This window comes from Ruegeria profundi, assembly GCF_020171505.1.
In the GTDB taxonomy this organism is placed as follows: Bacteria; Pseudomonadota; Alphaproteobacteria; order Rhodobacterales; family Rhodobacteraceae; genus Ruegeria; species Ruegeria profundi.
The window spans coordinates 1-23,936 of record NZ_JAIUZS010000007.1; the positions used below are offsets into that span (position 1 = coordinate 1).

Genomic DNA, 23,936 nt, shown 5'->3' on the forward strand with positions numbered 1-23,936 from the left:
GGTCTCAAACAGCCAAATAGGCGGTAGACCAAACCAAAGTGTCGCGGGATGGAGCAGCCCGGTAGCTCGTCAGGCTCATAACCTGAAGGTCGCAGGTTCAAATCCTGCTCCCGCAACCAGCGTCAGAAAATAAAAAGCAGCCCGTTCAGACTACAATTGATCCACCGGATCAATCGCTTAACGTCTTCACGACACCGATGGGCGACCGTTTAGAAAGCACTGCCGACTGGATTGCGACAAGACACTTTCGGCAAGGTCTTGCGCTGCGGCCCCAAAATTGCATTGGTTTCAATTAAGCGCTGAAGAACCGGAGACCATTCATGGCCGATATTTTCGACGAAGACCTTTTTCTGAAAGGGTTAGAGCAACGCAAAGGCACCTTGGGTGCGGAATATGTGGAAAAGAACCTGGCGGCTGCCGATGACTTCACCCGCCCATTTCAAGAAGCGATGACAGCCTGGTGCTGGGGGTTCGGCTGGGGTGATGACGTGATTGATGCCAAGACCCGGTCGATGATGAACCTGGCGATGATTGGTGCCTTGGGAAAAACGCATGAATGGGAAATCCACTGCAAAGGCGCGATCAACAACGGTGTGTCAAAAGAGGAAATCAGGGCCATCATTCACGTTGTCGGGATTTATTGCGGCGTTCCACAGGCGCTGGAGTGTTTTCGCGTTGCCCGTAAAGTGTTGGATGCCAGCTAACACCAAAAGCAGTCAAACATTAAGCGACAACACAGTGACAGCGTCCGCGCGCCCTTCTAGTTAGGTTGAAACATTTGTTTTCTGATGCCCAGCGATGGGATTACGCGGCTTTCCTGACGAAAGCACAGGAAATCGACGCCAAAGGTGTCCGTTCTTAGTGGTGGCTGGGCAGACCCCTTGGCATGTTAATCTACGGCTTCGCGCATCCACTGTTGCAGCCGGGCGATTGAATGTTCTGACATCACCCCGCATCCCGGATCCAGCACCAGCGGACCGGGGCGATAGCCGCGTGACTTGAGGCCGCGGTGGACGCTTTCAACAAGGCGGATATCTTCCTCGACCGTGGTCTCACGGTCCTGCACGGCCAGTTGCCGGATCACTGCGCTTTCTGAACCGCCTTCTGTGTACCACCCCCGGAAAACGGTACAGTGGTCCGCGTCCTTCGCGCGCCAGTGATAAGTGTTCAACACATTGCCCGGGTAGCACTGGAACGAAAACATCGGCCACAGGAACCAAGACTGATAATCGCCCGCATGGGGCACAGTCAGGTCGATAGGATAGGTCATCTTGTCGAGGCTCTGACATTCGGTTGTGTGACGCAGAACATAGCCGCCGTTCGCGTCGGGCTGGATGTCATAGGTCTCGGGTTTAACCACACCCTCGGCGAAGGTCGGGTGATTGGTCGGGCAGTGGTAGCATTCCGAGTAATTCTCGACACTGACTTTCCAGTTGCAGTTTTCGGGTATTTCGACCCATTCCAATGGTTCGAGATCGTCAATCTGAGGCACAAAAGCGCGGATTTCTTCGCGGACGCCGGGGTACCACTCATCCATCGGGGCGGCGGCGTCATCAAGATTCACGAAGATGAAACCGTTGAACACCTCGGTTCGGACCGCGGTCAGGCAGATCGCGCTGCGGTCAAAGCCGGGTACAGATTTGATATTGGGTCCGGCGCGCAGTTGGCCGGACAGCTCATACGTCCAAGCATGATAAGGGCAGACGACGACGCGGGTGTTTCCCGCACCCGTTACCATTTCATGCGCACGGTGCTGGCAGACATTGTAAAAAGTGCGGATTTCGCCATCGCGTCCGCGGATACAGAACAGGTTCTGCCCGGCGATCTCGAACGCAAAATAGTCACCCGTTTCCCGCACCTGCGCCACATGGCCTGCAAACTGCCACGTTCGCGCCAGAAGCCCCTGCATCTCGCGCTCGAAAATTGCAGGATCGGTATAGTACCGGGCGTCCAGGGAATGGGTCAGCGGTGCGTTCATTCGGGCTCCTCCGCGTAGAGGCCTAGTTGGTGTCTGCGTTGGTGAAATCGTGCCACGCGCTCGACGATCTCATCGCTGGAAAGCGCAATCACGAAAGACAGCAGCGTTTCCAGCAAAGCGATGGTTGAAACGGATGACGGGAAGAATTGCGGTGTATCGGCGGCCACGACAAAACCGTGCTGCGCGTTTAGTATGACCGGGCTGGCCGGGCTGTCGGAAATGCCGATGACCGTTAAACCTTGTTGCCGCGCTAGTTTGATCGCCTCAATTACCTCGGTGCGGTAGGGATGGCATGTAATGGCAATCAGCACGTCCTGTTCATCAGCCCAGGCCAGATCGTCCACCGGTGTGGAGCCGGGTCTGGGGATGGCATGGAATTGCTTCATGCCCGTCGAAGCAAGATAAGTGAAATTGCGCGCGTTCGAATTGTTGACGCCGACGCCCAGCGTGAACACCTGTCGCGAAGTCCAGATCGTTTCGGCGGCTTTCTCAAGGCGCTGGGCATCAATCCCTGCAAAGGTTTCTTCGATATTGCGGATCGCGGCACCGACCATGTCGGCATAGAGCCCGCCCAGTTCGCCGGACTTGCCTATATCCTGCAGCCAACGGGCGCGGTCGGGAAACGAGACCGTGCCTTTACGAATCGCATCGCGGAAGGGTGCGCGGAAATCCTCGTAACCCTCGAACCCCACCTGTCGGGCCATGCGCACGAAGGTGTTCGGTTTGACGTTGGCGGCCTCGGCGATCTCGCGCACCGTTGAAACCCCAACATCCGTTGGGTTTTCCAGCACGTAACGCGCGGCTTTCTGCGCTTCGGGCGTCAGGGCTTCCCATTCGCGCGACAATCGGTCGAGAACCGTATTTGATACATTTGTGTCATTCATGATTGACGATGGTACAAATGTGGAATTAGCGTGTCGAGCAGAAACTCGACTCGGGAAGAGGAAAAATCATGTCAGAGAAACATTTGCCGTCACATGCCCGCGTCGTCATCGTGGGCGGAGGTGTCATGGGGGTCGGTCTGGCTTATCACCTGGCGCATGAAGGGTGGGGCGGTGATACCGTTCTTCTGGAAAAGGCTGAGCTGACCAGTGGCAGTACGTGGCACGCGGCGGGCCAGATCACGCATTCGACCTCAAGCTTTGGGCTGGGCAAATGCGTCGACTACAATATCGGTCTCTATTCGGGCGCGTTAGAGGCTGAAACGGGTCAACCGGTAACGTGGCATGGCTGCGGTTCCTTCCGTCTGGCCTATACCGAGGATGAGATGGACTGGCTGCGCCACACCCTGTCGGTGGGCCGGTCGTTGGGGTTCAATATCGAACTTGTCGGCCCTGAAAAGGTGGCCGAGCTGCACCCGTTCTACAATCTCGAAGGCGTTTTGGGCGCACTTTACACGCCCGATGACGGCCATGTTGACCCGACCAACGTGACCATGGCGATGGCAGCCGGGGCACGTCAGAAAGGCGTGCGCATCGTCCGCAACTGCCGCGCCACCAACATCACGCAGGCCGACAGTGGCGAATGGGTGGTTGAAACCGAGATGGGCACCATCACCTGTGAGCACGTGGTGAACGCCGGTGGTACCTATGCAAGGCAAATGGGCGAATGGTCGGGGCTGCAACTGCCGATGACCTCGATGACGCACCATTACTTCGTGACCGAGCCTGTGCCAGAGTTTCAGAACCTGGATAAGGAGCTGCCGGTGATCCGCGATGACCGCAAGGTCTCGGGCTATATCCGGATGGAGCAGCAGCGCGGGCTGATCGGGATCTATGAGAAAGAGAATCCGAATTCGGTCTGGCACGACCATTGCCCGTGGGAATATGAAAACTGGCTGTTCGATGCGGATTATGACCGGGTAATGCCGTGGCTTGAAGAAAGCCTGAACCAGATGCCGATCTTTGCCGAGTTGGGCATTCAGCGCGACGTGCATGGGGCGATTTCGCATCCGCCGGATGGAAACCCTCTGATCGGTCCCGCGCCGGGCGTGCGGAATTACTGGTGCTGTTGCGGGACACAGATCGGCATCGGCTGGGGGCCGGGTCTGACTCGCGAGCTAGCGCGCTGGATGGTTCACGGGGCAGCGGATATCTCGATGCGCGAATTCGATCCGCGCCGTTTCGGCAGCTATGCGACCAAGGATTGGCAGGTGATCAAGGCCGAGGAGGACTATTGCCTGCGCCACGAGATCCCGTTCCCGCATTTCAACCGTTTGGAGGGGCGTCCGATCAAGCCGTCGCCGCTGTATGAGCTGTTGAAAACCAAGGGCGCGGTGCATGAAGAGGTCTACGGTTTTGAACGTCCCCGCTGGTTCGCGCGGGATGGCGTCGAGCAGCGCGATCATTATTCCTTCCGCCGGACGCCCGCCGACGATATGGTCGCGGTTGAGGTCAAGGCGGTGCGCGAACGCGTCGGGATCATGGATGTCACCGCCTTCACTAAGGTCGAGGTTTCGGGGCCGGACGCTTACGCCCTGCTGGACCGGTTGACAGCCAACCGGATGCCGCAAAAGGTCGGCTCGATCACCCTGACCCACATGCTGAACCGGCGTGGCAGGATCGAGTTAGAGACCACCATCGTTCGCATGGCCGAGGATCGATTCTATCTGGTCTGTGCCGCCTTTTTCGAACAACGCCTGCTGGATCACCTTGCGCAACAGCGCGCGGATGAGGATGTGCAGATCTCTGCTCTGTCCGCTGATTGGTCTGCCCTGTCGCTGAACGGCCCCCGGTCGCGGGACGTGCTGGCGCGCTGCACCGATGCTGACCTAACCAATGCCGGGTTCCGCTGGCTGTCCGCGCAAGAGATCACCATTGCAGGCCACAAGGTCTGGGCCTTCCGCATGTCCTATGCCGGTGAGTTGGGGTGGGAACTTCACATGCCCGACGCCGCCTGCCTCGACGTCTACAATGCGCTCTGGGCAGCAGGTGAGCCGCATGGCATCGCCGACTACGGCAGCTTTGCCATGAACGTGATGCGGATGGAGAAAGGGTTCAAAGGCGCTGGGGAATTAACCAATGAGGTCACGCTGGCCGAGGCCGACGTGCTGCGCTTTGCCCGCACCGACAAGGAGTATCTGGGCAAGGACAAAACCCTGAACACCGATCTGCCCTGGATTTGCGCGTATCTCGAGATCGAGCCAGACGGCCTGGCCGACGGGCATGGCGGCGAAGCCGTGATGCTGGATGGGCGCGTTGTGGGATCGACCGCTTCGGTTGCCTATGGCCATACGGTCGGCAAAATTTTGGCCTTTGCCTATCTCAAGCCCCAGGCGGCGCGGCCCGGAACCGCGCTGCAGGTGGTGATCCACGGTAAACCCCGAACTGCGCGTGTGCTGGGCGAACCGGCCTATGATCCGCAAAGCCTGCTGCCGCGCACCGACGCCGCATTCGAGACCGCCTGATGGCCCTGCCAAATACAATGAGGGCCATGGTCACAATGGGCCATGGCGGGTTAGAGCAAATGGTGCTGCACACCGACTGGCCGCGCCCTGAACCCGCAGAAGGAGAGGTACTGATCAAGGTCGCCGCCTGTGGTCTGAACAATACGGACGTGAACACGCGCTCGGGCTGGTATTCTAAGACCGTCACAGACGCGACAACCGGCGGCGCGTTTGAAAAGGTGGGTGAGGACGACCCGACTTGGGGCGGCAATCCGATCACCTTTCCGCGCATTCAGGGGGCTGATATCTGCGGAGAAATCGTAGCTGTCGGTGCAGGTGTCTACAGCGCCCGCATCGGTCAACGCGTCATCACCGATGGCTGGCTGCGCGATCCGAATGATCCGGAAAACATGGACAAGACAGGCTACTATGGCTCAGAACGCGATGGTGGTTTTGCCGAATACGCGACAACGCCCGCGGTAAACGCACTTCCAATCAAATCCAACCTGTCAGATGCCGAACTGGCGACGTTTTCCTGCTCCTATTCAACTGCCGAGGGCATGCTGACCCGCGCCAACGTGATGGACAGGGATACGGTGCTGGTGCCCGGCGCCTCGGGCGGTGTTGGCGGTGCTCTGGTCCAGCTTGCCAAACGGCGCGGTGCGCGGGTGATTGCGATGGCGTCCGAGTTAAAGCATCCCGATGTTGCCAAGCTGGGGCCAGACCGCATCCTACCCCGTGCGCCAGAGAACCTGCGCGCGGCCCTTGGTGAAGAAAAGGTAACCGTGGTCGCGGATGTGGTTGGTGGGCCATACTGGCCGAATCTGATCGACATTCTGGAACGCGGCGGGCGCTATACCTGTTCCGGCGCGATTGCCGGTCCGATGGTCGAGTTCGACCTGCGCACATTCTACTTGCGCGACCTGACCTTTACCGGCTCGACCGTGATCGACCCACAGGTAATGCGGAACATCGTGAAATACATAGAGACCGGTCAGATCAAGCCCGCCCTTGCCGCGACCTATCCGTTAGAGAATCTGCGCGACGCTCAGGCTGCTTTCATTGCAAAACAGCATACCGGCAACATAGTGGTGATCCCATGACATTGGATGCCGCATGAAAATCACCCGCATCCGCATCTACCAGACCGGGCTGCCCTATGTGGGTGGTGCCTATGTCTGGGGTGCGGGCAATGCGATCGAAACGGCCATCGCCTCGGTCGTGGTGATAGACACTGATGCCGGGTTGCAGGGTTGTGGTGAGTTCACACCTTGCGGTGAAAACTACATGGTCGCGCATTCCCAAGGTGTGGCATCGCTGGCGCGTCTGCTGGCTCCGAAACTGCTGGGGGAGGATCCTCGGCACGTAGGTCGGATTGAGCAACTGATGGACCATCTGGTGCAGGGTCACGGCTATGCCAAGGCGCCGTTTGATGCGGCCTGTTGGGATGTTTTAGGGCAAGCTTGCGATCAGCCGGTCTGGATGCTGCTGGGCGGCAAACTGACCGATGGCGCACCGATGTACCGGGTCGCGCCGCAGAAAGCGGTGGATGAGACTATTGCCGAGATGAACGCTTATCGCGATCAGGGCTACAGGCAGTTTCAAATCAAGGTCGGCGGCGACTTGGCCGCAGACATTGACCGCATCCGCGCCACCGTTCCTTTGCTGAAACCAGGCGAAAAGGCGATGGCCGATGCCAATCAGGGCTGGCGCGTGGACAACGCCATTCGGGTGGCACGGGCGATGCGTGATCTGGACTTTATTCTGGAGCAGCCCTGCCGCACCTACGAGGAATGCCAGCAAGTGCGCCGCGTGGCCGAACAGCCGATGAAGCTGGATGAATGCATTACCGACATCCAGATGGCCCAGCGGATCGTTGCGGATCGCGGGGCCGAGATTTGCTGTCTGAAAATTTCGAACCTCGGCGGGCTCAGTAAGGCGCGGCGGGTGCGGGACTTTCTGATTGATAACCGAATTCCCGTGGTCAGCGAGGATACATGGGGTGGTGAGATCGCGACCTCAGTCGTTGCGCATTTTGCGGCCTCCACCCCACCCGAATATCTGCAGAACACAACCGATCTGATGAACTACAATACGCGATCCACCGGAATTGGCGGGGCAACGTCGCAGGATGGCAAGCTTTATGCCCCGGATGCGCCCGGACTTGGTGTGAAGCCTGATTTCGAAAGCCTGGGTGCGCCGGTGGCGGAGTATGTGTCATGAAGATAAAATCGATCACCGTTTACCAAGTCGACCTGCCTTTGGAGCATCCCTATTGGTTGTCCGGCGGACGGCTGAAGTTCGAAACGCTCGACGCAACGATTGTAAAGATCGAAACAGATGCAGGGCTGGTCGGCTGGGGTGAAGGTACCCCTTGGGGCCACACCTACGTACCCGCGCATGGCCCGGGTATCCGTGCAGGCATTCAGACGATGGCCCCGTCCATTCTGGGCCTTGATCCGCGCAAGCTGCTGGTGGTTGAGCGCGCGATGGATACCGCCTTGCCCGGCCACCTCTATGCCAAAAGTCCAATCGATATGGCCTGCTGGGATGTTGCAGGGCAGGCAGCGGGTTTGCCAATTGCTGATCTGATGGGAGGAGGGTCGCGCACGCCGCGCCCGATTGCGTCGTCGGTGGGGGCTAAAACCATCGAAGAAACCCGCACGGTGATCGAACGGTATCGCAGTCGGGGGTATGTCGCACACTCGGTAAAGATCGGCGGCAATGTTGAACGCGATATCGCACGTATTCGAGATGTCGAAAGCATCCGCAAACCGGGCGAGATCGTCCTCTATGATATCAACCGGGGTTGGACCCGGCAGCAGGCCCTGCGGGTGATGAGCACCTGTGAGGACCTGAACGTCATGTTCGAACAGCCGTGTGAAACGCTGGACGATATCGCGGCGATATCGGGCCGTCATGCCTCGCCCGTTTCGGTGGATGAAAGCCTTGTCACCTTGCAAGATGCCGCCCGTATTGCGCGTGATGGGCTGGCTGAGGTGTTCGGGATCAAGCTAAACCGCGTTGGCGGGCTGACCAAGGCCGCGCGGATGCGGGATATCGCGCTGGCGCATGGCATTGACATGTTCGTGATGGCCACCGGCGGCTCGGTCCTGGCCGATACCGAGGCGCTGCACCTGGCCGCGACCATTCCCGACGAAAACTGCCACGCCGTCTGGGCCTGTCAGGACATGATCACAGTGGACATTGCCGGTGGACGCGGTCCGCGCAATATCGACGGTCACTTGTACCTGCCAGAGGTTCCCGGACTTGGCGTGTATCCCGACGAAGACGCGTTGGGTGCGGCTGTCGCGGAATATAGGGTTTGAAGCGAGAGACTGATATGCAATTTTATTCTAAGAGATTGAAATTATGGCAATTTCCTTTTATACTTCTGATATCAAAAGATAAAAATTGGACGAATAATGGATGTTACACATCTGATTGCTGCGATCATCGCGCTGAGCATTGGGGTGTTGATCGGTCGGAACGGAATACGCAAACGCGAAAACGAAAAAGCAATCGTCGGCAATCCAGAGACACTACCGCGCGGCAACGATGGGGGGCAGCGAAACGACAAATCGGAAATGTCTTTTGGAATGCGCGTGTTTTCGGCGGTTTTCCTGTTCGGTTGGCTTACCGCGTGGACAGCGGATATCGCTATGGCCGTCTCAAACTTCAGCTCGACCGAGGGTGGGGCATCTCTTTTCATGGTGGGGTGGTTGATCGCAGCGATCGCCGGATGGGTTTGGGCTGTCTATACACTTTGGAAACTGGTTACCGGGCGGCCAGTAAAACTGCGGGGTTGGAACTAAGCAATTTACCGCTCCACTTCGTGGGGGCGGAGCAATGAAGATCAACAAGATAACGCTTTGGTCCGTCGAGCTGACCAGCCATGAGACCTATCACATGTCCGAGGGCAAGACCTGCGCGACCGTGACCTCTCATGTCCTGTGCCTTGAGACGGATACAGGTTTGAAAGGCTGGGGCGAGGTTTGCCCAATCCCCCATTACCTGCCTGCGTATGCCGGTGGAGTACCGGCTGCTGTTGCGGAAATGGGGCCGGAAATCCTTGGAATGTCCCCGTTTGGTGTGGATGCGCCGATGCGCAAGCTGGACGGATTTCTTCCGGGTCACCAATATGTAAAATCCATCGTCGATATCGCCCTTTGGGACCTGTTCGGGAAGGCCACAGGTCAGCCGGTTTATGCTCTGCTGGGTGGACGGACGCGGAAGGACATGCCGCTTTACCACTCGATCACCTGCATCGCGCCGGATGACATGGCCCGGATCGCTGAGGCAGCTTACCAGTCCGGCATTCGCCAGTTCCAGGTCAAGCTGGGTGTCGAAGGCGACTGGCAGGCCGATGCCGAACGTTTGATCAAGGTGCGTGAGGCCGTGGGGCAGGGACCGCTGGTTTATGGCGATTGGAATTGCGGGGCGTCGCGGCTGCAAGCAACGCGCACGGGACGGGCGGTTGCCCATCTGGACATCATGCTGGAGCAGCCCTGCAAAACGCTTGAAGACTGTGCTGCTGTTCGGCAGGCAACCGGATTGCCGATGAAGATTGACGAGAACGCATGTGATCTGGCCTCGCTTTTGCGCGCGTACGAGCTGGGTTGTCTGGACGCGGTCGCGCTGAAACTGTCCAAGTTTGGTGGGCTCTCAGCCATGCGACGCGCGCGCGACCTGACCGTCCATCTGGGGGCCGAGATCTGTGCCGAATGCACCTGGGGGTCAGACATCGTGACGGCGGCGTCACTGCACTTTGCGGCGTCGACTCCACATGGATCTTTGTTGAACACCTGTGATCTGTCGTCTTATGTTGCGCCGCGCATCTGCCCGGATGCACCAAACCGTGTGAATGGCAGGATTGCCCCGCCAGACGGGCCGGGGTTAGGTGTTGCGCCAGACCCGGATATCCTAGGTTCCCCTGTATCGGAGATCGTGTGAAATGCTGAAAATCAATACTCAAGCCGAATGGATCGCCCGCGCGAACGCCGTCTTGCCCGCCGGGGGATTTGGCAATTTCGACCCCGGTATCATCATTGCACGTGGCGAAGGCAGCCATGTCTGGGACGAGGATGGAAATGAATATATCGACTATCTGATTGGGTCGGGTCCAATGCTGCTGGGTCACGGCCACCCCGAAGTGATTGAGGCCGTGCTGGAACAACTGCCCAAAGGCATGACCTTCTTTGCCAACAACGCCAAAGGCATTGAGCTGGCCGAGGCGATCATTGACGCGGTTCCATGCTGTGAACAAATCCGCTTTGTCGCGTCGGGTGGTGAGGCGGACATGTACGCAATCCGTCTGGCCCGCGCCTATACCGGCCGCAATAAGATACTTAAATTCGAAGGCGGTTATCACGGGATGAGCGCGGAGGCGCAGATGAGCCTTGCCCCAAGTCGCCAGGTCAACTTTCCACAGGCCGTACCCGATAGCGCCGGTATCCCCGAAGGTGTGGCCGAGCAAATGCTGATCGCGCCCTTCAACGATCTGGATGCCGTGTCGGCCCTGCTGGATGAACATGACGATGTCGCCGCGATCATGGTCGAGCCGTTGCAGCGGATCATTGCACCTTTGCCCGGGTATCTTCAGGGGCTGCGGGACCTGTGCGACAAACACGATGTTCTGCTGATCTTTGATGAGATCGTCACCGGTTTCCGTCTGGCCTATGGCGGTGCTCAGGAAAAATACGGCGTCACGCCTGATATTTGTACCCTTGGTAAGATTACCGGCGGTGGTTTCCCTTTGGCCGCGCTGGGCGCCAGTGCCGAGATCATGAAGCATTTCGACAAAGCGCAAGTGGGTGAGGAAGGCTGGCTGATGCAGTTGGGGACCTTGTCCGGCAATCCCGTGGCATCGGTCGCGGGTCTCAAAACCATGGAAGTATTGCGGCGCGACGGTGTTTACGACCAATTGCGCGCGACGGGTGCGGCATTGCAGCAGATGCAAGTGGATGCGCTGACAAAGGCTGGCATTCCGCATGAGGTTTGCGGCGATGAGACACTGTTCGATATCTATTTCACCGATGCTGCCTGTCGTGACTATCGCAGTGCGAAACATGACGATCCACACCGCAACACACTCTACAACGATACGTTGCGCGCGCACGGTATCTTCAAATCCCCCGGCAAGCTTTATCCGTCACTAGCGGTGACGGAGGCCGATCTGGATCAGACCCGCGCAGCCGTTGAAAAAGCAGTAGACGCAATCAGCGCAGCGTGACGCACCTCAGAGAAAAGAAATGGGCCGCTGTCGAAATATGACAGCGGCCCTAACCGATCTGCAGTTTGGTGCAATCTCGCCCCCTCGAATACCACTTAAGCGAATGTACTGAAAAACTTTCGACTTTATTGAGACAGCCCCCTGATCTTATCGGTATGCCACCTTGATGCCAGATTGGCAGAGAATCTACAGTGAAGTAATTCACATTACTCAAATTTTTCTCAATTTCTCCAATCAAAGAACCCGGGTCCTGCTTTTCTCAGAAGCGACTCCGCCATTTTGCGCCCCATTTCCGCTGCATCGGCGATAGTGCCAGAGATGTCTTCGGAAATCGCCTCTGAACCATCCGGGCGTAGAACTTCACCGCGCAGGCGCAGGGTGTCGCCCTGTATCTCGGCCAGACCGGCGATGGGTGTTTCACAAGACCCGTCCAACGCGGCAAGCAAAGCACGTTCAGCGACCAGGCGTTGACCGGTTTCGGTATCGTGGATTGCCTCAAGCATACCCGCTGCACGCGAATCGTCGTTGCGGCGTTCGATACCGATTGTGCCCTGTGCAATGGCCGGTAACATCTGTTCAGGCGCGATCGCCGTGGCGGGCACGTCTTCCATATTCAGGCGGCGTATGCCTGCCATGGCCAGAAAGGTACAATCGGCCACACCATCCGCCAGTTTCTTCAGTCTGGTCTGCACGTTGCCACGAAATTCAACCACTTCCAGGTCGGGCCGCCGGTTCAGCAGCTGTGCCCGGCGGCGCAGTGATGAGGTACCGACCACCGCTCCCTGTGGCAGATCGTGGATCGAATTGAGCTTGGGTGAGATAAACGCATCGCGCACATCCTCGCGCGGCAGGAATGTGTCCAACACCAACCCCTCGGGCTGTTTTACTGGCATGTCCTTGGTGGAATGCACCGCGATGTCGATTGCGCCGCGCAACATCGCTTCTTCGATTTCTTTGGTGAACAGACCCTTGTTGCCGATCTCTTTCAAAGGTCGGTCCGCGTCGATCATGGCCCGGTTGTCGCCCGTGGTTTTGATCACCACGATTTCGAACGCATCGTCTGGCAGGTCAAAGGCCGAACCCAGCCTTTGCCGGGTCTCATAAGCTTGCGCCAAGGCTAGTGGCGAACCACGTGTGCCAATTTTCAGCGGTGAGTCGGGATTGGGCAGGGTCAGTGTCATATGCCTAGCTTTAGTCGCGTCACATTGCCCTGACAATGGGGGCAGAGCTTGACAAATTGCCGCCGAAGACGGACCCGTTCCAATGACCGACACGATTGGGGGCAAATATGGCCGAGACAAAGAAACTGCTTCGGGCGCTGGCGGGTGAGGTGCAGGATGTGCCGCCGATCTGGATGATGCGCCAGGCCGGGCGGTATCTGCCCGAATATCGCGCAACCCGCGCGCAAGCCGGCGATTTTCTGTCGCTGTGCTACAACCCTGAACTGGCGGCCGAGGTCACGCTTCAGCCCATTCGACGCTATGGGTTCGATGCGGCCATCCTGTTTGCAGACATATTGTTGGTGCCACAGGCGCTGGGTGCTGAGTTGTGGTTCGTGACCGGGGAAGGCCCGCGCTTGTCGACCATCACGCAGCAATCGGACTTTGACGCGCTGAAATCGGTTGAGACCATTCATGAGACTTTGTCACCGGTCTATGAAACGGTGCGCATCCTTTCGAGGGAATTGCCGTCCGAGACAACGCTGATCGGGTTCGCCGGCGCGCCCTGGACCGTGGCGACCTATATGATCGCAGGGCGCGGCACACCGGATCAAGGTCCAGCCCACGCGCTGCGTGAGGAAAACACCGCGTTGTTCGAGGCGCTATTGGATCGGATCACGTTGGCCACGATCGAGTATCTTTCGGCCCAGATCGACGCAGGGGCCGAGGTGGTCAAGATCTTTGACAGCTGGGCCGGATCGCTGAAGGGTGATGCATTCCAGAAATACGCGGTCGAGCCTTGCCGGGTGATTACACAAGCCATCAAGGCACGCCATCCCGGTATCCCGGTGATTGGCTTCCCCCGTGAAGCCGGGGATGGCTATATCGGTTTCGCCAAGGCAACCGGTGTGGACTGCGTTGCGCTGGACAATTCGGTGTCGCCGGAATGGGCGGCCGAGCATGTGCAGGTCGACGGTTGCGTTCAGGGCAATCTGGCCTCGTCCCATATGGTAACCGGCGGACAGGCATTGGTGGATGAGACGCGGCGGATCGTCCAGGCATTCTCGAATGGTCCACATATCTTCAACCTTGGTCACGGGATTACACCGGACGCAGACCCAGAGAATGTTCAGTTGATGATCGACACAGTCCGCGGGCGGTAGGCAAGGGAAGGGGGGCCAGCCCCCTTCTTGGCCTGAGGCCAATTCATCCCCCGGGATATTTTTAGCCAGATGAAGAGGGGGATACCTGTTGTGCGTCAAACTCGTTCAGGATGTCCTGACGGTGTTCTCCGCGTCTGGGGCTGGGTTTGGGGCGCCATTCAGAAGTTGAAAATCTGGGGGCGGCGGCGGCTTGAAGGGTGCCATCTGTACTGCGCCATGTTTGGCGGGCAGTGTTCATCGGGTGGGCATGTGCTTCGGTCGGGCTGAGGACGGGCGCAACGCAAGCATCGGCGCCGTCGAAGAGATCTGCCCAATGATCACGCGGTTGGCTGGCAAAGATTTCGGTCAGGCGTTGTGTGAGGGCGGGCCAGATTGCGCGATTGTATTGTTGCTGGAAGTCAGGGTCTTCGGACAAGCCCAGTTTTTGCAGAAACAGGTCGTAGAATTTGGGTTCCAGACACTGCACCGTTACGAACCCGCCATCGGCGCAGGTGTAGGTCCGGCTCCAATGAGGGCCATCCAGCAGGCTCTGCCCGCGCGATTCCGACAGGTTGCCCGTCTGGCCAAGGCTCATCAGCAGGTTCATCATATGGGCCGAGCCGTCATAAATTGCGGCGTCGACCACCGTTCCTTCACCCGTTTTCTGCGCATTCAGAAGCCCGGCCAGAAGGCCCGCAACAAGATACAAAGCCCCACCGCCGATGTCACCAACAAGCGTTGCCGGGGTTTGCGGGGGCTGACCCGGTTGAGACGCATACCAAAGCGCACCGGACAGGGCGATATAGTTCAGATCGTGTCCGGCAGCACCTGAAAGGGGGCTGTCCTGCCCCCAGCCGGTCATCCGGCCATAGACCAGCTTTGGGTTCAACGCATGACATTTTTCGGGGCTTAGGCCGAGTTTTTCCATCACGCCGGGGCGAAATCCTTCGATCAGCCCATCGGCCCGTGCGATCAGACGTTTCGCAATCTCAAGATCGCCTGCGTCTTTTAGATCGAGATCAATCGACCGTTTACCGCGGTCGAGCACCGAACGCTCTGGCATGCCGGGCGTTACGGCTTGCCCCTTTCGGTGAACGGTTATGACGTCTGCGCCCATATCCGCCAATAGCATCGCCGCGAAAGGAGCCGGGCCCAGCCCCTCGAACTCTAGGATCCTGTAACCGTTCAGCATTGTGCCCCTTTCATTTTGGCGCAGGGTTTCGGGATCGTCCGCGAATTGCAAGACCCCAGTTGTATGCAACACAGGCTCCTCCAATTCAAAAAAGCGCAGGACGATGTGCGGAATTGACCTGTTCTGTGCACGACGAGCGGGTTAGGGTCGCCGCCAGAATAAGGAACCTGCATGACGACCATTCTATCTATCAAGGACCTGCGCAAATCCTACGCCGACGGGTTTGAGGCGTTGAAAGGTGTCTCGTTGGAGATCGAGCAGGGGGAAATTCTGGCGCTGCTGGGGCCCAACGGGGCGGGCAAGACGACACTTATTTCGACGATCTGTGGCATCACCACGCCGACCTCGGGGGCAGTGACGGTAGGAGGCCACGATATTCAAACTGATTTTCGCGCCGCGCGTCGGATGATTGGATTGGTGCCGCAAGAAATTGCCCTTGAGCCGTTCGAGAAGGTCTGGAACACGGTGCGCCTGTCGCGCGGCCTGTTCGGGCTGAGCCGAAACGACGAGAGGATCGAAGACATCCTGCGCAAACTGTCTCTTTGGGACAAGCGCAAGAACGCGATCAAAGAGCTGTCCGGCGGTATGAAACGCCGGGTGATGATCGCCAAAGCGCTTTCGCATGAACCGCGGGTGCTGTTTCTGGACGAACCAACCGCAGGTGTGGATGTCGAACTGCGCAAGGATATGTGGGAGATTGTGGCCGAACTGAAACGGTCCGGCGTCACCATCATCCTAACTACACATTACATAGAAGAGGCCGAAGCAATTGCTGATCGCGTTGGCGTCATCGACAAGGGTGAATTGCTGCTGGTGCAGGACAAAGACACTTTGATGGCGCAGATGGGCAAAAAACACCTTGAGGTGATGTTGACTGAGCCGATCCAGTCTATTCCGGACAGTCTGGCGGCCCATAACCTTGAGCTCAACGGCAGTGGCGATGCGCTTGTCTATACATATGACACCAACGCAGACCGTACAGGGATCACCGCCTTGTTGAACGACGTGGCGCAGGCTGGTCTGGTTTTGCGTGATGTGCAAACCCGGCAGTCGAGCCTGGAAGAGATTTTTGTCAATCTGGTGTCCGGAGAACCCGCATGAACTGGTCCGCCATTGCCGCCATATACCGCTTTGAAATGGCCCGGTTCTTTCGCACCTTGGCGCAGAGCTTTCTGTCTCCGGTCCTTTCGACATCGCTGTACTTCGTGGTGTTTGGCACTGCCATCGGCAGCCGCATCCAGGAGGTTGAAGGGGTTTCTTATGGCGCTTTCATCGTGCCGGGGCTGATCATGTTGTCAGTCGTGCTGCTTGCCATATCGAACGCGTCCTTTGGTATCTACTTTCCCAAATTTCTTGGCACGATTTACGAACTGCTTTCGGCTCCTGTTAACTTTATCGAGATCGTGATTGGCTATGTGGGCGCGGCGGCAACAAAAGCGTTGTTTGTTGGTGTGGTCATTCTTGTGACAGCCTCGTTCTTTGTGGACTTGCGTATCCAGCACCCGATTGCGATGGCCGCTTTCCTGATCCTCACCTGCTTAAGCTTTTCGCTGCTGGGCTTTATCATCGGCATCTGGGCCAGCAATTTCGAGCAGATGTCGTTGGTACCTCAACTTGTTGTGACGCCGCTGATTTTTCTAGGCGGCACGTTCTACTCGATCTCGATGCTGCCGCCGGTTTGGCAGACAGTCACCCTGTTCAACCCCGTAGTTTACCTGATTTCGGGGTTTCGATGGTCTTTTTATGGAATGGCGGATGTGCCAATCGGGCTTAGCCTTCTGGCTATTCTTCTTTTTACCGGCCTGTGCCTTGGCATCATTGGCTGGATATTCAAAACCGGCTGGCGCATCCGCAGCTAACCCGCAGACAGGAGTTGTATTTTTGTCCTCTGACCTAACGAAATCTGTTCGGGTTGCGCATTCCGCAACGGCGGTCCCTTGTTTACCGGTTGGGCGCACTCTACATCGGCACCCATGAAACTCAGCCTGCCCTTCATAAAGAAACACCCTGTCGTGGCCGTTGTGCGCCTTTCTGGCGCTATCGGGATGGCCGGACGTGGGTCAATGTCCGACACCACGCTGGCCCCTGTGCTTGAGAAAGCCTTTCGCAAGGGTAAGACAGCCGCCGTCGCGCTTGAAATTAACTCGCCCGGTGGGTCGCCCGTGCAAAGCTCTTTGATCGGGTCGCGTATCCGGCGATTGTCGGATGAGCTTGACGTTCCCGTCATCGCGTTTGTCGAGGATGTGGCGGCATCGGGGGGCTATTGGCTGGCCGCCGCTGCAGATGAGATTTATGCTGATGACAGCTCGGTTCTGGGTTCGATTGGGGTCATTTCATCGGGTTTCGGCGCGCATATCCTGTTGAAACGGCAAGGGATTGAACGGCGTGTGCATACCGCTGGGCAGTCGAAATCCATGCTCGACCCGTTCTCACCAGAAAAGAAAGAGGATGTCGCGCGTCTTGAAGGGCTGCTGGCCGATATCCATGAAAACTTCATCGCCCATGTCAAAAATCGGCGCGGGTCCAAGCTGGATCACAGTCAGGACCTTTTTACAGGTGAGATCTGGCTGGCGCGTCGAGCGCAGGAGTTGGGCCTGATCGATGGTATTGCCCATCTGAAGCCGAAAATGCAGGAACGCTTTGGCGACAAGGTTAAATTCCGCCGGTATGGACTGCGCAAGCCATTATGGACCCGGTTCGGTGCGTCGCTGGCGCAGGATGCCATCGCTGGGCTGGAAGAGCGTGCCGCCTACGCGCGGTTTGGTCTGTAACGTGATCGTCAAGATTGTCACCCTATTCCTGATCGCCATGGGCGTCCTGGCGATGTTCGGAAAGCTGCGTTTTCCGGGGCAGAAGCGGCTGCAATCTGCAAGATGTCCGCGCTGCGGACGGTTCAGGATCGGTAAAGGCCCCTGCGCCTGCGAAAAAGGAGGCCGTACATGACGGCATGGCTGTTATCCGGCCTTGGTTTGTTGATCCTGCTGCTGGCGGGGGATGCCTTGGTTCGCGGCGCCGTGAACCTGAGCCTGCGCCTGGGGGTGCCCGCGCTGATCGTTAGTTTGACGATTGTGGCGTTTGGTACTTCGGCGCCTGAATTGTTGATTGCCATCAGTGCGATCAAGGAAAACGCGCCCGGAATTGCGCTGGGCAATGTTGTCGGGTCGAATACCGCCAATATCCTTTTGGTTCTGGGTGTACCGGCGTTGCTGGCAACATTGCATACCAGCGAATGCGACAGCCGAAAGAACTACGTATTCATGCTGCTGGCTTCGGCCATGTTCATCGGGCTGGCCTTTTTTGGTGTGTTCACATTGCTGAGCGGGGCCATACTGCTGGCCGCCCTTGGTATCATATTGTGGATTGCTTTCCGCGAGGCCAATAACCATCGAAAATCCTGTGGTCAGACCTTTCCTAATTCCGACGACCTTGAAGGCCTGGAAGAAGCTGACCCCAGCATGCCGTACTGGAAAGTGTCGATCTACCTAGTTCTTGGCCTCATCGGCCTGCCGATGGGTGCGCATCTTCTTGTTGAAAACGCGACCCTGATTGCCCGGACCTACGGCGTCAGTGAAACAGTTATTGGCCTGACATTGGTTGCGGTAGGAACCTCTTTGCCCGAACTGGCGACAACGGTGATGGCAGCGCTACGACGGCAGGCGGATGTGGCCTTAGGCAACGTCATCGGGTCAAATATGTTCAACCTTCTGGCCATCGTCGGGATTGCAACATTTGTTGGCCCTATTCCGGTGGATGCGGAATTTCTTCGCTTTGATCTGTGGGTCATGCTTGGTGCATCTTTGCTGCTGATCCCGTTTGTCTTTTTCAAACAGGATATCACCCGCATCTGGGGCGTCTTGTTGACACTTTTGTACGCGGCCTATGTGATCTCTCTGCTAGTGTGATTGGACGGAAAGGGCCTACATGACCCGAGCTTTAGTAACCGGTGCGGGAAAACGTCTTGGCAGAGCAATGGCGTTATACCTGGCGCAGCGCGGCTATGACATCGCCGTGCATTTTGCCACTTCGGAGCAAGCCGCACAGGAAACTGTCGCCGAAATTCAATCCTTGGGTCATAGTGCAATCGCTTTGCAGGCCGATCTGCTGGATGAGGCACAGGTCAGCACCCTGCTGTCCCGCGCGGCCGAGGCGTTGGGTGGCCCGATTACCTGCCTGATCAATAACGCATCTATCTTTGAGTATGACAATATCCACACCGCCACGCGTGAAAGCTGGGATCGGCATCTGGAAAGTAATCTGCGAGCGCCTTTCGTGCTGACACAGGCCATGGCTGAACAGGGTTTGAAACCCGACACTGATGAGGCGGGCGAACCCGTTGCCACCGGGCTGATCGTCAACATGGTTGATATGCGGGTGCGCAAACTGACGCCCGAGTTCATGTCCTACACCATTGCGAAAATGGGTCTGTGGGCCTTGACGCGCACGGCCGCTCAGGCGTTGACACCTGCGATCCGGGTAAACGCCATTGGGCCGGGTCCGACCATGCAGGGCCACCGTCAGACCGAGGACCACTTTAAGACGCAGCGCGCCAACACCGTCCTCGAACGTGGCGCGAACCTGTCGGATATTACGGCTGCGCTGGGCTATTTTCTCGATGCGCACGCGGTCACCGGACAGCTTCTTTGCGTGGACGGTGGACAGCATTTGGGCTGGCAAACACCGGATGTTTTGGGTGTTGAATAGGTAATTCCGCCGCAAGTTTTGCACCGCTCGCGTTTCCGTTACCAGATTGTTACAAAAATGTCTTTTTTTTCATGTACTTGCCCTGTGTATGAAAAAGTTTCTTTTGAAAACAATATCTTATGTATCCGCCTATTTTTTAGGCAATTTCAGCAATCCTTAATGAAACAAGGGAATTTCGCAGCGCTCGGAAACTTATCTTCATACTTATCCACAGAAACCGTGGATTTGTTTTCTCTTGAACTGCACCGCCTAAGATTGCAGCCATAGTCAGAGAATCATATCTCAGGCCCATGACAATCCAGAACGACTCGACACCCGAAATTCAGCCCTCCGGCTATGCCTGCATCCAGCGTTATGTGAAAACGCTGGACAGCTCGCCCGGCGTTTACCGGATGCTGGATGCCGACAGCCGGGTTTTGTATGTGGGCAAGGCACGGAACCTGAAAGCGCGCGTATCGAACTATGCGCGCCCCGGCCATTCCGGGCGGATCGAGCGGATGATTGCATCGACTGCCTCGATGATGTTCCTGACAACCCGGACCGAGACCGAAGCGCTGCTGCTTGAGCAAAACCTGATCAAGCAACTCAAGCCAAAATACAATGTGCTCCTGCGCGACGATAAGAGCTTTCCGAATATCCTGGTCGCCAAAGATCACGCATACCCACAGATCAAGAAACATCGGGGCGCGAAGAAAGAGAAGGGTGCGTATTTTGGCCCCTTCGCCAGTGCGGGCGCGGTAAACCGAACTCTCAACCAACTGCAAAAGGCGTTCCTGCTGCGCAACTGCTCGGACTCCATGTTCGACAGCCGGACTCGACCTTGCTTGCTGTATCAGATCAAGCGGTGTTCCGGGCCTTGTGTCGATTTGATCTCGCAGGAGGATTACCGCGAAAGCGTCAAGGATGCCGAGCGTTTCCTTTCGGGCCGCTCGACCAAGGTGCAAGAGGATTTGGCCGAACAGATGATGGCGGCCTCTGAGGCAATGGAATTCGAACGCGCCGCTGGTCTGCGGGATCGAATCCGGGCGCTGACGCAGGTGCAGACCTCGCAGGGGATCAACCCGCGCGGTGTGGCAGAAGCGGACGTGATTGGCCTGTATATGGACAGTGGGCAGGCCTGCGTTCAGGTGTTCTTTATTCGTGCGAACCAGAACTGGGGTAATAAGGATTTCTATCCCCGGGTTGGCGCCGATGTGTCAGCCGCCGAGGTGATGGAGGCGTTTATTGGGCAGTTCTACGACAACAAGGAACCGCCGCGTCAATTGATCCTGTCAGACGCGATCGAGAACGCCGATCTCATGCAAGAGGCCCTTTCTGAGAAGGCGGGTCGCAAGGTTGAAATCCTGGTTCCGCAGCGCGGTGAGAAACAGGAACTCGTTGCCGGTGCCCTGCGTAATGCACGCGAGTCTCTGGCCCGGCGGATGTCAGAAAGTGCCACGCAGGCCAAGTTGCTGCGCGGTGTGGCCGAGGCGTTCGATCTGGACGCGCCACCAACGCGGATTGAGGTCTATGACAACTCTCATATTCAGGGCACCAATGCGGTCGGCGGCATGATCGTTGCGGGGCCAGAGGGGTTCATGAAAAACGCTTATCGCAAGTTCAACATCCGTGGGGATGATCTGACCCCCGGCGATGACTTCGGGATGATGAAAGAGGTTCTGACCCGCCGCTTTACCCGCCTGCAAAAAGAGGACCCCGATCGCGATAAAGGGATGTGGCCCGATCTTCTGTTGATCGACGGCGGGGCCGGGCAGGTAAGTGCTGTGCACGAGATCATGCAAACGCATGGGGTCGAAGACATACCGATGGTCGGCGTCGCCAAGGGTATTGATCGGGACCATGGCAAGGAAGAGTTCCATCGCATCGGCCAACGCCCCTTTGCGCTGAAACGCAATGATCCGGTTTTGTACTTCATCCAGCGCCTGCGGGATGAGGCGCACAGGTTTGCCATCGGCACCCATCGCGCAAAACGGGCCAAGGCTGTGGGTGCAACTCCGCTGGATGACATTCCCGGTGTCGGCGCGGCGCGAAAACGCGCTTTGCTGGCGCATTTCGGCAGCGCCAAGGCCGTCAGCCGGGCCAATCTGGCCGATCTTAAGGCAGTAGACGGCATCTCAGCCGGGTTGGCGCAGAAAGTTCACGACTTCTTTCACGAAAAAGGTTAGACCTGCCGTCCGCGCCAAAGGATGTAAAGCCCCGAGGCGACGATTAGCGCGGTGCCTATCCACATGGTCCCGTCAAGACGCTCGCCAAAGGCGACCACGCCCAATGCGACGCCGAAAAGCAGGCGCGAATAGCGGAACGGGGCGACGGATGAAACCTCTCCGGTCCGCATCGCCTTCATCAGCAGTGCGTAGGCCAGGCTGCCGATCACAATCGCGCCGCCGACATACAGGCCAGTTTGCAGGTCAAGTGCCGCAATTGGCGTGCCCTCCCAAAGTCTGAAGACCAGCCCTGCAACCACGATGCAAAGAAAGCCGAAAAAGCCCAGCACCTCGGTCCCCAGCGTTGCCGGGGCGGCACGGCTGGCCAGGTCACGCCCGGCAAAGCCCAGCATGCCAAGCACGGCAAGGATTGAGAGCGCCGAGAACCCCTCACCAGTCGGCTGGATGATCACCACGACGCCGATCAGGCCGGTCAGAATCGCGCTCCAGCGTCGCCAGCCAACTGTTTCACCAAAGAACAGCGCGGCACCCGCAACCACGAACAACGGGGTCGCTTGCAGGATCACGGTGGCGACAGAAAGCGGGGTCAGCGCAATCGCAAGTACAAAGAACAGCCGCCCAAGTATTTCGAACAGAACCCGTACCTTCATCGGGCGCGACAACACATCGATGTGGAAAAGCCGCGCTCCGCGCAGCAGCGCAGCAGTCGCAAAAACCGCTGAGCCACCCGCGCCGAACAGCACCAGTATTTGCCAGATCGGCAGTGTGGCAGAAGCCCCTTTGATCAGCGCATCCTCAAGCGCAAAAAGCGCCATCGCTGAAATCATGAAGGCGCTGCCGATCAGATTGGATCGGGGATCGGTTTTTATGTGGGATATCATGTTTTCGCCGCTTTGGAATCGGGCGCCAACCTGACCGCAATGCAACCGCGTGCCAAGGGGTATCTGGCGGAAAAACTGGCTTGCGACCGTTTGACCAGCAGCATCGCAACTGCCTGTGATTGGGTTAGTTTTTTCCGGTGCTGTCTTTTATGTCTGCACTCGGCACTGTAATGTCCAAACCATGAAGTGGAACCTGCCCAATATCCTGACCGTGCTACGCTTGCTTGCAGCGCCCGGTCTGGCCGTAATGTTTCTGTATTTCACGCGTCCTTATGCAGATTGGTTTGCTTTGGTCCTGTTTCTGTCGGCGGCTATCACCGACTGGTTCGACGGCTATCTTGCGCGGGCCTGGCAACAGGAAACCAAGATCGGTGCCATGATGGATCCGATTGCCGACAAGGCGATGGTGGTGATCGCGCTGATGATCCTTGTCGGCTATTCGACCGAAAGCTGGACACCATGGCTGGTCCTGCCCGCGACCGTGATCCTGTTCCGCGAAGTCTTTGTTTCTGGGCTGCGCGAATATCTGGGTGATGTGGCGGGTACACTCAAAGTCACGAAACTGGCCAAGTGGAAAACAACTGCGCAAATGGTGGCGATCGCCGTACTGTTTTCACAAGGGATCTTTGAACATTACTTCGTGATGGGTTCTTTCGGTATGACCCCAGAGTTGATAGACGAAGTTTTGTCTGGGCAGGTCGACGACGTGAACCACCTGCGTTGGCATCTGGAAGGGATGTTCTGGTCGGGCCGCATCGGGCTGTGGCTGCTGTGGATCGCTGCGGCGCTGACATTGATCACCGGCTATGACTACCTACGTAAAGCTTTGCCCCATCTGAAGGAGAGCTGACTGATGGACGTGCTGTATTTCGCCTGGGTGCGCGAACGGATCGGCCTGCCGAAAGAGCGGATCGAGACCAAGGCCGCGACGGTATCCGATCTGGTTGCCGAACTCAGCGCGCGCGAGGACCGATATGCGGCAGCTTTCGCTGATCTGTCTGCATTGCGGGTCGCGCTGGATCAGGAATTATCGGATTTTGACGCCTCATTGTCCGGCGTTCGCGAGGTTGCATTTTTCCCACCGATGACCGGCGGTTGAA

At 57.6% G+C, this 23,936-nt stretch carries 22 protein-coding genes and 1 tRNA gene; 18 read left to right on the forward strand and 5 right to left on the reverse strand.

Annotated features, from left to right (window positions below; translation table 11 throughout):
* Positions 1-42 precede the first annotated feature (42 nt).
* Positions 43-119 (forward strand) — tRNA-Met (locus tag LCM21_RS15505).
* 201 nt (positions 120-320) lie between these two features.
* On the forward strand, positions 321-704 hold the full coding sequence (locus LCM21_RS15510) for a carboxymuconolactone decarboxylase family protein (RefSeq protein WP_224891417.1): 384 nt from the start codon (positions 321-323) through the stop codon (positions 702-704).
* A gap of 185 nt (positions 705-889) precedes the next feature.
* On the opposite strand, the gene LCM21_RS15515 is transcribed toward LCM21_RS15510, so the two are convergent.
* Both LCM21_RS15515 and LCM21_RS15520 read right to left on the reverse strand, forming a co-directional pair.
* Positions 890-1,978, reverse strand: coding sequence for an aromatic ring-hydroxylating oxygenase subunit alpha (locus LCM21_RS15515; RefSeq protein ID WP_224891418.1), 1,089 nt, complete (start codon positions 1,976-1,978; stop codon positions 890-892).
* Positions 1,975-2,862 (reverse strand): MurR/RpiR family transcriptional regulator, encoded by an 888-nt coding sequence (locus tag LCM21_RS15520; protein WP_224891419.1) that lies wholly within the window; start codon positions 2,860-2,862, stop codon positions 1,975-1,977. The genes LCM21_RS15515 and LCM21_RS15520 overlap by 4 nt, the downstream gene beginning before the upstream one ends.
* Before the next feature lie 68 nt (positions 2,863-2,930).
* Here LCM21_RS15520 and LCM21_RS15525 point away from each other — a divergent pair, with 68 nt between their 5' ends.
* The 7 genes from LCM21_RS15525 to LCM21_RS15555 all read left to right on the forward strand — a co-directional run bounded on the left by LCM21_RS15525 (position 2,931) and on the right by LCM21_RS15555 (position 11,595).
* Positions 2,931-5,384 (forward strand): FAD-dependent oxidoreductase, encoded by a 2,454-nt coding sequence (locus tag LCM21_RS15525; protein WP_224891420.1) that lies wholly within the window; start codon positions 2,931-2,933, stop codon positions 5,382-5,384.
* Positions 5,384-6,466, forward strand: coding sequence for an alcohol dehydrogenase family protein (locus LCM21_RS15530; protein ID WP_224891421.1), 1,083 nt, complete (start codon positions 5,384-5,386; stop codon positions 6,464-6,466). The genes LCM21_RS15525 and LCM21_RS15530 overlap by 1 nt, the downstream gene beginning before the upstream one ends.
* 13 nt (positions 6,467-6,479) lie before the next feature.
* Positions 6,480-7,586 carry a mandelate racemase/muconate lactonizing enzyme family protein gene (locus tag LCM21_RS15535; RefSeq protein ID WP_224891422.1) on the forward strand — a complete coding sequence of 369 codons (1,107 nt, stop codon included), beginning with the start codon at positions 6,480-6,482 and terminating at the stop codon, positions 7,584-7,586.
* Positions 7,583-8,692: a mandelate racemase/muconate lactonizing enzyme family protein gene (locus tag LCM21_RS15540; protein WP_224891423.1), complete on the forward strand. Its 1,110-nt coding sequence runs from the start codon at positions 7,583-7,585 to the stop codon at positions 8,690-8,692. Before LCM21_RS15535 ends, LCM21_RS15540 begins: the two co-directional genes overlap by 4 nt.
* A 96-nt stretch (positions 8,693-8,788) precedes the next feature.
* Entirely contained in the window at positions 8,789-9,178 is a 390-nt protein-coding gene (locus LCM21_RS15545) for a hypothetical protein (RefSeq protein ID WP_224891424.1), read from the forward strand.
* A 34-nt stretch (positions 9,179-9,212) separates the two neighbouring features.
* The gene (locus LCM21_RS15550; protein WP_224891425.1) at positions 9,213-10,316 is read left to right on the forward strand and encodes a mandelate racemase/muconate lactonizing enzyme family protein; all 1,104 of its coding nucleotides are present in this window, start codon (positions 9,213-9,215) and stop codon (positions 10,314-10,316) included.
* 1 nt (position 10,317) lies between these two features.
* The gene (locus LCM21_RS15555; protein WP_224891426.1) at positions 10,318-11,595 is read left to right on the forward strand and encodes an aspartate aminotransferase family protein; all 1,278 of its coding nucleotides are present in this window, start codon (positions 10,318-10,320) and stop codon (positions 11,593-11,595) included.
* A gap of 221 nt (positions 11,596-11,816) precedes the next feature.
* Here LCM21_RS15555 and hemC read toward each other — a convergent pair whose 3' ends face one another.
* The gene (gene hemC, locus LCM21_RS15560; protein ID WP_224891427.1) at positions 11,817-12,776 is read right to left on the reverse strand and encodes a hydroxymethylbilane synthase; all 960 of its coding nucleotides are present in this window, start codon (positions 12,774-12,776) and stop codon (positions 11,817-11,819) included.
* A gap of 107 nt (positions 12,777-12,883) precedes the next feature.
* Between hemC and hemE the strand changes: the two genes are divergently transcribed.
* Complete coding sequence (gene hemE, locus LCM21_RS15565) at positions 12,884-13,918, forward strand: uroporphyrinogen decarboxylase (protein WP_224891428.1); 1,035 nt, start codon at positions 12,884-12,886, stop codon at positions 13,916-13,918.
* 61 nt (positions 13,919-13,979) lie between these two features.
* Here hemE and LCM21_RS15570 read toward each other — a convergent pair whose 3' ends face one another.
* Positions 13,980-15,089 (reverse strand): CaiB/BaiF CoA transferase family protein, encoded by a 1,110-nt coding sequence (locus LCM21_RS15570; RefSeq protein ID WP_224891623.1) that lies wholly within the window; start codon positions 15,087-15,089, stop codon positions 13,980-13,982.
* Between the two features lie 171 nt (positions 15,090-15,260).
* Between LCM21_RS15570 and LCM21_RS15575 the strand changes: the two genes are divergently transcribed.
* The 6 genes from LCM21_RS15575 to uvrC all read left to right on the forward strand — a co-directional run bounded on the left by LCM21_RS15575 (position 15,261) and on the right by uvrC (position 21,955).
* Positions 15,261-16,190, forward strand: coding sequence for an ABC transporter ATP-binding protein (locus tag LCM21_RS15575; protein WP_224891429.1), 930 nt, complete (start codon positions 15,261-15,263; stop codon positions 16,188-16,190).
* Positions 16,187-16,948 carry an ABC transporter permease gene (locus tag LCM21_RS15580; protein ID WP_224891430.1) on the forward strand — a complete coding sequence of 254 codons (762 nt, stop codon included), beginning with the start codon at positions 16,187-16,189 and terminating at the stop codon, positions 16,946-16,948. Before LCM21_RS15575 ends, LCM21_RS15580 begins: the two co-directional genes overlap by 4 nt.
* Before the next feature lie 114 nt (positions 16,949-17,062).
* Positions 17,063-17,860 (forward strand): S49 family peptidase, encoded by a 798-nt coding sequence (locus LCM21_RS15585; RefSeq protein WP_224891431.1) that lies wholly within the window; start codon positions 17,063-17,065, stop codon positions 17,858-17,860.
* 168 nt (positions 17,861-18,028) lie between these two features.
* Positions 18,029-18,991, forward strand: coding sequence for a calcium/sodium antiporter (locus tag LCM21_RS15590; RefSeq protein ID WP_224891432.1), 963 nt, complete (start codon positions 18,029-18,031; stop codon positions 18,989-18,991).
* A gap of 19 nt (positions 18,992-19,010) precedes the next feature.
* Positions 19,011-19,790, forward strand: coding sequence for an SDR family oxidoreductase (locus tag LCM21_RS15595; RefSeq protein ID WP_224891433.1), 780 nt, complete (start codon positions 19,011-19,013; stop codon positions 19,788-19,790).
* Positions 19,791-20,080: 290 nt separating this feature from the next.
* Positions 20,081-21,955, forward strand: a complete 1,875-nt coding sequence (gene uvrC, locus LCM21_RS15600) for an excinuclease ABC subunit UvrC (RefSeq protein ID WP_224891434.1) — start codon at positions 20,081-20,083, stop codon at positions 21,953-21,955.
* On the opposite strand, the gene LCM21_RS15605 is transcribed toward uvrC, so the two are convergent.
* Positions 21,952-22,836 (reverse strand): DMT family transporter, encoded by an 885-nt coding sequence (locus LCM21_RS15605; RefSeq protein WP_224891435.1) that lies wholly within the window; start codon positions 22,834-22,836, stop codon positions 21,952-21,954. The genes uvrC and LCM21_RS15605 overlap by 4 nt on opposite strands.
* Positions 22,837-23,017: 181 nt before the next feature.
* Between LCM21_RS15605 and pgsA the strand changes: the two genes are divergently transcribed.
* Positions 23,018-23,686: a CDP-diacylglycerol--glycerol-3-phosphate 3-phosphatidyltransferase gene (gene pgsA / locus LCM21_RS15610; protein ID WP_068337949.1), complete on the forward strand. Its 669-nt coding sequence runs from the start codon at positions 23,018-23,020 to the stop codon at positions 23,684-23,686.
* Between the two features lie 3 nt (positions 23,687-23,689).
* Complete coding sequence (gene moaD / locus LCM21_RS15615; protein ID WP_224891436.1) at positions 23,690-23,935, forward strand: molybdopterin converting factor subunit 1; 246 nt, start codon at positions 23,690-23,692, stop codon at positions 23,933-23,935.
* Position 23,936 lies beyond the last annotated feature (1 nt).

Excerpts from the sequence above, each read along its gene's own strand:
- LCM21_RS15510 (WP_224891417.1), top strand. The coding sequence starts at position 321 with ATGGCCGATATTTTCGACGAAGACCTTTTTCTGAAAGGGTTAGAGCAA.
- LCM21_RS15515 (WP_224891418.1), bottom strand. The coding sequence starts at position 1,978 with ATGAACGCACCGCTGACCCATTCCCTGGACGCCCGGTACTATACCGAT.
- LCM21_RS15520 (WP_224891419.1), bottom strand. The coding sequence starts at position 2,862 with ATGAATGACACAAATGTATCAAATACGGTTCTCGACCGATTGTCGCGC.
- LCM21_RS15525 (WP_224891420.1), top strand. The coding sequence starts at position 2,931 with ATGTCAGAGAAACATTTGCCGTCACATGCCCGCGTCGTCATCGTGGGC.
- LCM21_RS15530 (WP_224891421.1), top strand. The coding sequence starts at position 5,384 with ATGGCCCTGCCAAATACAATGAGGGCCATGGTCACAATGGGCCATGGC.
- LCM21_RS15535 (WP_224891422.1), top strand. The coding sequence starts at position 6,480 with ATGAAAATCACCCGCATCCGCATCTACCAGACCGGGCTGCCCTATGTG.
- LCM21_RS15540 (WP_224891423.1), top strand. The coding sequence starts at position 7,583 with ATGAAGATAAAATCGATCACCGTTTACCAAGTCGACCTGCCTTTGGAG.
- LCM21_RS15545 (WP_224891424.1), top strand. The coding sequence starts at position 8,789 with ATGGATGTTACACATCTGATTGCTGCGATCATCGCGCTGAGCATTGGG.
- LCM21_RS15550 (WP_224891425.1), top strand. The coding sequence starts at position 9,213 with ATGAAGATCAACAAGATAACGCTTTGGTCCGTCGAGCTGACCAGCCAT.
- LCM21_RS15555 (WP_224891426.1), top strand. The coding sequence starts at position 10,318 with ATGCTGAAAATCAATACTCAAGCCGAATGGATCGCCCGCGCGAACGCC.
- hemC (WP_224891427.1), bottom strand. The coding sequence starts at position 12,776 with ATGACACTGACCCTGCCCAATCCCGACTCACCGCTGAAAATTGGCACA.
- hemE (WP_224891428.1), top strand. The coding sequence starts at position 12,884 with ATGGCCGAGACAAAGAAACTGCTTCGGGCGCTGGCGGGTGAGGTGCAG.
- LCM21_RS15570 (WP_224891623.1), bottom strand. The coding sequence starts at position 15,089 with ATGCTGAACGGTTACAGGATCCTAGAGTTCGAGGGGCTGGGCCCGGCT.
- LCM21_RS15575 (WP_224891429.1), top strand. The coding sequence starts at position 15,261 with ATGACGACCATTCTATCTATCAAGGACCTGCGCAAATCCTACGCCGAC.
- LCM21_RS15580 (WP_224891430.1), top strand. The coding sequence starts at position 16,187 with ATGAACTGGTCCGCCATTGCCGCCATATACCGCTTTGAAATGGCCCGG.
- LCM21_RS15585 (WP_224891431.1), top strand. The coding sequence starts at position 17,063 with ATGAAACTCAGCCTGCCCTTCATAAAGAAACACCCTGTCGTGGCCGTT.
- LCM21_RS15590 (WP_224891432.1), top strand. The coding sequence starts at position 18,029 with ATGACGGCATGGCTGTTATCCGGCCTTGGTTTGTTGATCCTGCTGCTG.
- LCM21_RS15595 (WP_224891433.1), top strand. The coding sequence starts at position 19,011 with ATGACCCGAGCTTTAGTAACCGGTGCGGGAAAACGTCTTGGCAGAGCA.
- uvrC (WP_224891434.1), top strand. The coding sequence starts at position 20,081 with ATGACAATCCAGAACGACTCGACACCCGAAATTCAGCCCTCCGGCTAT.
- LCM21_RS15605 (WP_224891435.1), bottom strand. The coding sequence starts at position 22,836 with ATGATATCCCACATAAAAACCGATCCCCGATCCAATCTGATCGGCAGC.
- pgsA (WP_068337949.1), top strand. The coding sequence starts at position 23,018 with ATGAAGTGGAACCTGCCCAATATCCTGACCGTGCTACGCTTGCTTGCA.
- moaD (WP_224891436.1), top strand. The coding sequence starts at position 23,690 with ATGGACGTGCTGTATTTCGCCTGGGTGCGCGAACGGATCGGCCTGCCG.